The sequence below is a fragment of the Kitasatospora sp. NPDC059747 genome, from assembly GCF_042732955.1.
GTDB lineage: Bacteria > Actinomycetota > Actinomycetes > Streptomycetales > Streptomycetaceae > Kitasatospora.
Genome location: NZ_JBHWGV010000227.1, coordinates 1 through 6,616, shown reverse-complemented (window position 1 = coordinate 6,616; position 6,616 = coordinate 1). Strand labels below are relative to the sequence as shown.

Sequence of the window (6,616 nt, the reverse complement as noted above, 5' to 3'; positions counted from 1 at the left end):
GCGCACCGGGACGGTGACACGCTCGGTGGTGTGGTCGAGGTGCTGGCGTACGGGGTGCCGGTGGGTCTGGGTTCGCATGTGCACTGGGACCGGCGGCTGGACGCGCGGCTGGCGGCTGCGTTGATGGGGATCCAGGCGATCAAGGGTGTCGAGGTCGGGGACGGTTTCGAGCTGGCGCGGGTGCCGGGTTCGAAGGCGCATGACGAGATCGTGCCGACGGCGGAGGGTGTGAAGCGCACCTCCGGCCGCTCCGGCGGCACCGAGGGCGGTCTGTCGACGGGTGAGCTGTTGCGGGTGCGTGCGGCGATGAAGCCGATCGCGACGGTGCCGCGGGCGCTGCAGACGCTGGACGTGCGTACGGGTGAGCCGGCGAAGGCGCACCACCAGCGTTCGGACGTGTGTGCGGTGCCGGCTGCGGGGATCGTGGCGGAGGCGATGGTGGCGCTGGTGCTGGCCGACGCGGTGAACGAGAAGTTCGGCGGCGACCACGTCTCGGAGACGCGCCGCAACGTGCAGGGCTACCTCGACCACCTGATCATCCGATGATCCGGCCTGTCGTCGTTCTGGTCGGCCCGCCCGGCAGCGGCAAGTCCACGGTCGGGCGGGCCCTGGCCGAGCGCCTGGGCGTCGGCTTCCGCGACACCGACGCCGACATCGAGGTGCTGGCCGGCAAGCCGATCCCCGAGATCTTCATCGACGAGGGCGAGCCGCACTTCCGCGAGCTGGAGGGCCGCGCGGTGCGCGCGGCCGCCGAGGGCCACGACGGGGTGCTCGCGCTCGGCGGTGGCGCGGTGATGGCCGAGGCCACCCGCGCGCTGCTGCGCGAGCTGCCCGTGGTGTTCCTGGAGGTCCCGCTGGGCGACGCCGTCAAGCGGGTCGGGCTGGACGCCCCGCGGCCGCTGCTGGCCGTCAACCCGCGGGCCCGCTGGCGCGAGCTGATGGACGCCCGCCGCCCCCTCTACCTGGAGGTGGCCACCGCCGTCGTCGACACCGCGGGCCGCACCCCCGAGCAAGTCGCGGACGCCGTACTGGAAGCACTGGAGCTGAAGACCACCCATGACTGACATCGTCAGGATTCACGTCGGCGGCAGCGCCGGCCACGACCCGTACGACGTGCTGATCGGGCACCAGCTGCTCGGCGAGCTGGCGCCGCTGATCGGACCCCGGGCCAAGCGGGTCGCGCTCATCCACCCCGAGGCGCTGGCCGCCACCGCCGACGCCGTCCGCGAGGACCTGGCCGCCGAGGGCTACGAGGCGATCGCGCTCCAGGTGCCCAACGCCGAGGAGGCGAAGAGCGCCGAGGTCGCCGCGTACTGCTGGTCGGTGCTCGGGCAGACCGGGTTCACCCGCAGCGACGTCGTCGTCGGCCTCGGCGGCGGTGCCACCACCGACCTGGCCGGCTTCGTCGCCGCGACCTGGCTGCGCGGCGTGCGCTGGGTGTCGATGCCGACCACGCTGCTCGGCATGGTCGACGCGGCCGTCGGCGGCAAGACCGGCATCAACATCGCCGAGGGCAAGAACATGGTCGGCGCCTTCCACCCGCCGGTGGGCGTCCTGGCCGACCTCGGCACGCTGGAGACCGTGCCCAAGCACGACTACGTCTCCGGCCTCGCCGAGGTCATCAAGTGCGGCTTCATCGCCGACCCGGCGATCCTCGACCTGATCGAGGCCGACCCGGAGGGCGCCAAGACGCCGGCCGGACCGCACACCGTCGAGCTGATCCGGCGCGCCATCCAGGTCAAGGCCGACGTGGTCTCCGGCGACCTCAAGGAGTCCGGTCAGCGGGAGATCCTCAACTACGGCCACACCCTCGGCCACGCCATCGAGCGCAACGAGCGCTACAAGTGGCGGCACGGCGCCGCGATCTCCATCGGCATGGTCTACGCCGCCGAACTCGGCCGCCTGGCCGGGCGGCTGGACGACGAGACGGCCGACCGGCACCGCGCCGTGCTGGCCTCCGTCGGCCTGCCGCTGACCTACCGGGCGGACGCCTGGCCGAAGCTGCTGGACGCCATGAAGATCGACAAGAAGTCGCGCGGCGACCTGATCCGCTTCATCGTCCTGGACGGCCTCGGCAAGACCTCCGTCCTGGAGGGCCCCGACCCGTCCCTGCTCGTCGCCGCCTACGCGGAGGTCTCGGCGTGACCAGGGTCATGGTGCTCAACGGCCCCAACCTCGGACGCCTCGGCAGCCGTGAGCCGGACGTCTACGGTGCCACCTCGTACGCCGGGCTGGTCGAGCGCTGCACGGCGCTCGGCGCGGAGTTCGGCTTCGAGGTCGAGGTCCACGAGACCAACTCCGAGCAGCGGATGGTCGAGTGGCTGCACGAGGCGGCCGACGGCAAGGTGCCCGTGGTGATCAACCCGGGCGCGTTCACGCACTACTCGTACGCCATGCGGGACGCGGCCGCGCAGCGCACCGCGCCGCTCATCGAGGTGCACATCTCCAACCCGTACGCGCGCGAGGCCTTCCGGCACACCTCGGTCATCGCCGCCGTCGCCTCCGGCACCATCGCCGGGTTCGGGCTCGGCTCGTACGAACTCGCCCTGCGCGCCCTGGCGGAGCAGCTCACCACGCGCTGACGGCCGGTCGGACGGGCCGGGCCGGTGCCGTGCGTTCCGGCCGGCCCGAGGGCGGGCGGCGGCCCGGCGGCGGACTGTGCCCGTCGCCGGGCCGCCGTGTAGTGTCCCCGCTGGGAGAAGTCGGGAGGTGACCGTGACGCAGTACGCCGGGGGTGGGCAGGTGCCGCCTCATCCCGTCGCTCCGCCGGTCCGGCCGGCCGCCGGGGCCGTGACGGCCGTTTCGTCCCCCGGACCGGTGCCGTTCGGCGGGCGCGTTCCGCCACCGATTCCGCCCGCGCCGGTGCCCGCGGCTCCGGCCCCGGCGCCGGCTCCCGCGCCCACCGCGCCGATGCCGGCCGGGGCCACCGGGCACTTCGTCCTGCCCTCCGGCGCGCCCGTCCAGCTCCCGGCCCACCCGCCGCAGCGGCACGCGCCCGCCGGGCCGATCGCCGTCCTGCTGATCGGGCCCGCCGGCGCCGGCAAGACCACCGTCGCCCGGTACTGGGCCGAGCGGCGGCACACCCCGACCGCGCACATCAGCCTGGACGACGTCCGGGAGTGGGTGCAGTCCGGCTTCGCCAACCCGCAGTCCGGCTGGAACAACGCCTCCGAGGCCCAGTACCGGCTGGCCCGCCGCACCTGCGGCTTCGCCTGCCGCAACTACCTCGCCAACGGCATCTCCTGCATCATCGACGACGCCGTCTTCCCCGACCGCCCGGCCATCGGCCTCGGCGGCTGGAAGCGGCACATCGGCCCCGGCATGCTGCCCGTCGTGCTGCTGCCCAGCCTCGACTCGGTGCTCGGCCGCAACGCCCGGCGCAGCGGCAACCGGCGGCTGGGCGACGAGGAGGTCGCCCGCATCCACGGGCGGATGGCCGGCTGGTACAACTCCGGGCTGCCGATCATCGACAACTCGCACCTGGACGTCGCCGCGACGGCCGCCGAGCTGGACCGGGTGATCCTGGCCCGGCTCACGGGGATGCCGGTCCGCTGAGCCGGCCGGGCCGCCGACCTGCGGGATCGCGGGGATGTCGGGGGCGGCTGCGATGATGGACGGGTCGAGTTGATCCGTCCCAGGGGAGCCGAGCCCGTGCCGGAAGGCCACATCATCCACCGCCTCGCGGCCGAGAACACCACGGCCTTCGGCGGCCGTCCCGTCCGGGTGTCCAGCCCGCAGGGCCGCTTCGCCGACGACGCCAAGCTGATCGACGGGCAGGTCCTGGTCGGGGCGGAGGCCGTCGGCAAGCACCTCTTCCTCGGCTTCGAGGAGGGCGCGTGGGTCCACGTGCACCTCGGCCTCTACGGCGGCTTCGCCTTCGGCGCCGGGCCCGCCCCGGAGCCCGTCGGGCTGATCCGGCTGCGCCTGGAGAACGACGACGCCCACGCCGACCTGCGCGGCCCCAACACCTGCGCGCTGGTCACCGGCGCGCAGAAGGCCGCCGTCGCCGCGCGCCTCGGCCCGGACCCGCTGCGCGCCGACGCCGACCCGGACGCCGCCTGGCACCGGATATCGGCCAGCCGGACGACGGTCGCGGCCCTGCTGATGGACCAGAAGGTGCTGGCCGGGGTGGGCAACGTCTACCGCGCCGAGGTGCTCTTCCGGCACGGCATCGCCCCGCACCGGGCCGGCCGGGACCTCACCCGGGCCGAGTGGGACGCGATCTGGGCGGACCTCGTCGGGCTGATGCGCGAGGGCGTCGGCGCGGGCCGCATCGACACCGTCCGGCCCGAGCACACCCCCGAGGCGATGGGCCGGCCGCCGCGCGTGGACGACCACGGCGGCGAGGTCTACGTCTACCGCCGCGCCGCGATGCCCTGCCTGGTCTGCGGCACGGACGTGCGGACGGAGTCGCACGCGGCGCGCAACCTGTTCTGGTGCCCGACCTGCCAGGCGGCCTGAGCCGGATTCAGGTGGCGGGGGCCGGCACGCCGTAGGCTGGGCCCGGGCCGGCGGAGGGAGCGGACGGGTGGACGGCTTCGAGGTGTCCAACAGGGTTTCGGGCACGGTGCACGGGAACGTGATCCAGGGCGGAAACGTCACGGTCCACCTGGAGCCGCAGCGCCGGATCCCGCATCAGGTGCGACCGCCCCGCCGGACCTTCGTCAACCGCGAGCGCGAACTCGCCGCTCTCACGGGTGCGCTGGGCCGGGCCGGGCGGGACGGGCCGGCGATCGTCGTCTTCACCGGTCTGGCCGGCGTCGGCAAGACGGAGCTGGTGGCGAAGTTCGCCACCGAACAGGCGGCGCAGTTCCCGGGCGGTGTCCTGTACGCCGACCTCAAGGCCTACCGGCACGGGGCCGCGGTGGACCTCGCCGGGGTGCTGGAGGGTTTTCTGCGAGCCCTCGGGGTCCGTGTGCCGGACGTGGAGGCGGAGCGGTTCGGGGAGTTCCGGACGGCCACCGCCGGGCAGCGCTGTCTGGTCTTCCTCGACAACGTCGAGCACGCCGCCGAGGTCCGTGCTCTGCTGCCGACGAGCGGGCTGCTGGTGGCGGCGGGCCGGCAACGCCTGGACGCGCTGCGGATGGACGGCGCCGAGGTGCTGCGGCTGGAGCGGCTGGACGAGACGGCGGCCGCCGCCCTGGTGCGCGGCTGGCTGAGCGCCGGGCGCGGCACCGACGGTGAGGTCGCGGCACTGGTGGAGCGGTGCGCGGGGCTGCCGCTCGCCCTCAACGCGGTCGGGAGCCAGCTGCTGGGCCGGAGCCGCCTCTCGGTGGGCCAGGTGGTGGCCGAACTAGCGGACTGGGACGGCAAGTTGGCCATTCTGAACAACGACGAGGGGAACCTCCGCCGGACCTACGACCCGGTCTACGAGCGGCTCTCGGCGCCCGCCCGGGCGCTCTACCACCTGATCGGCGTGCATCCCGGCCCCTTCGTGTCGGCCGAACTGGCCGGGGCGACGGGCGTCGAGGACGCGGACGAGGCCCTGGACGAGCTGTCCGGCGCGCACCTGCTGGACGTCGTGGTCGACGACGGCCCGGAGGAGCGCTTCCAGGCGCACGACGTCGTCCGGACGCACGCCCACGCCCGTGCGCGCGAACTGCCCGGCCGGGCCGAGCTCCTGGCCGGGATCGTCGCCTACTTCAGGGGCCGGGCGTCGGTGGCGGACCGGGCGATGGGGTCGCGGCTGCGGGTGCAGGAGCCGAGCGGCGACGACCTGCCGGGCTTCGGCTCGTACGCGGCGGCCCTGGAGTGGTTCCAGGCCGAACGGGCCGACCTGCGCGCGGTGGTGGAGGCGGCGGCCGGGCAGGGGTGGCACGGCGAGGTGTGGCGGCTCTGCGAGTCGCTGTGGCCGCTGTACCACGGCCGCAAGCACTACGAGGACCTGATCGCCACCCACCGGCTCGGCGTCGAGTCGGCGCAGTGGGACAACCAGCCCGACGCCGTCGTCCGGATGCGCAACCAGCTCGCCCGCGCCTACTACGAGCGGCGGGAGTTCCCGCTCGCGGCCGAGCAGTTGGCGCTCGCCGCGGAGCAGGTGCCGCTGGTGACCGACCGGCGGCTCGCGGGCGTGCTGTACGAGACGGACGGGCTGCTGTGCCTGGCCGACGGGCGGACGGCGCGGGCGGTGGAGCGGTTCACGCTGGCCCTGGAGGAGAAGCGGGGCGACGGCCACGGCGAGATCGTGCAGAGCTACAACGTCGCGCAGGCGCTGATCGCGGACGGCCGGGCGGAGGAGGCGCTGGCCGTCCTCGACGAGGCCCGCGCGAGGGCCGTCGACACCGAGGACACCGACATGCTGATGAAGCTCCCGCTCGTCCGCGCTCGGGCGCACCGCGCACTCGGGCAGTTCGATCTCGCGGTCGAGCACGCCGACGCCTGCGTCCGGAAGGCCAGGGAGCTGAAGCAGTTCGCCAAGGAGGCCCAGGCACACACCCTGCTGGTCGAGCTCGCGGAGGAACTGGGCGACGCGGCGCTCGCGGAGCGCAGCCGGGCGCGGCTGCGGGAGCTGCAGGGGCGTTACTGGGCGTTTCATCCCTGACCCGGTGGCTCATGTTCCTCGCCAGGTGGGGGTGCTTTCGCCGGTGAGTCGGCGGGTCATGAGGCCGATCATCGC

7 protein-coding genes are annotated in these 6,616 nt (G+C 74.2%); all 7 read left to right on the top strand.

Going from position 1 to position 6,616, the window contains the following annotated elements:
• The coding region (aroC, locus tag ACFV4G_RS42695) for a chorismate synthase (RefSeq protein ID WP_380448940.1) at nucleotides 1-546 on the top strand (546 nt) is incomplete at its 5' end.
• On the top strand, nucleotides 543-1,064 hold the full coding sequence (locus ACFV4G_RS42690; RefSeq protein WP_380448938.1) for a shikimate kinase: 522 nt from the start codon (nucleotides 543-545) through the stop codon (nucleotides 1,062-1,064). The genes aroC and ACFV4G_RS42690, both read left to right, overlap by 4 nt.
• Complete coding sequence (gene aroB / locus ACFV4G_RS42685; RefSeq protein WP_380448936.1) at nucleotides 1,057-2,145, top strand: 3-dehydroquinate synthase; 1,089 nt, start codon at nucleotides 1,057-1,059, stop codon at nucleotides 2,143-2,145. Before ACFV4G_RS42690 ends, aroB begins: the two co-directional genes overlap by 8 nt.
• An 8-nt stretch (nucleotides 2,146-2,153) precedes the next feature.
• Complete coding sequence (gene aroQ, locus ACFV4G_RS42680) at nucleotides 2,154-2,582, top strand: type II 3-dehydroquinate dehydratase (protein WP_380448942.1); 429 nt, start codon at nucleotides 2,154-2,156, stop codon at nucleotides 2,580-2,582.
• Between the two features lie 127 nt (nucleotides 2,583-2,709).
• Nucleotides 2,710-3,555, top strand: a complete 846-nt coding sequence (locus ACFV4G_RS42675; protein WP_380448934.1) for an AAA family ATPase — start codon at nucleotides 2,710-2,712, stop codon at nucleotides 3,553-3,555.
• Nucleotides 3,556-3,651: 96 nt separating this feature from the next.
• Nucleotides 3,652-4,461, top strand: coding sequence for an Fpg/Nei family DNA glycosylase (locus tag ACFV4G_RS42670; protein WP_380448932.1), 810 nt, complete (start codon nucleotides 3,652-3,654; stop codon nucleotides 4,459-4,461).
• A gap of 67 nt (nucleotides 4,462-4,528) precedes the next feature.
• Nucleotides 4,529-6,541, top strand: a complete 2,013-nt coding sequence (locus ACFV4G_RS42665; RefSeq protein WP_380448930.1) for an AAA family ATPase — start codon at nucleotides 4,529-4,531, stop codon at nucleotides 6,539-6,541.
• The last annotated feature ends 75 nt before the right edge of the window (nucleotides 6,542-6,616 follow it).

What these genes read in the sequence shown, in the direction of transcription:
- ACFV4G_RS42690 (WP_380448938.1), top strand. Translation starts at nt 543, where the DNA reads ATGATCCGGCCTGTCGTCGTTCTGGTCGGCCCGCCCGGCAGCGGCAAG.
- aroB (WP_380448936.1), top strand. Translation starts at nt 1,057, where the DNA reads ATGACTGACATCGTCAGGATTCACGTCGGCGGCAGCGCCGGCCACGAC.
- aroQ (WP_380448942.1), top strand. Translation starts at nt 2,154, where the DNA reads ATGGTGCTCAACGGCCCCAACCTCGGACGCCTCGGCAGCCGTGAGCCG.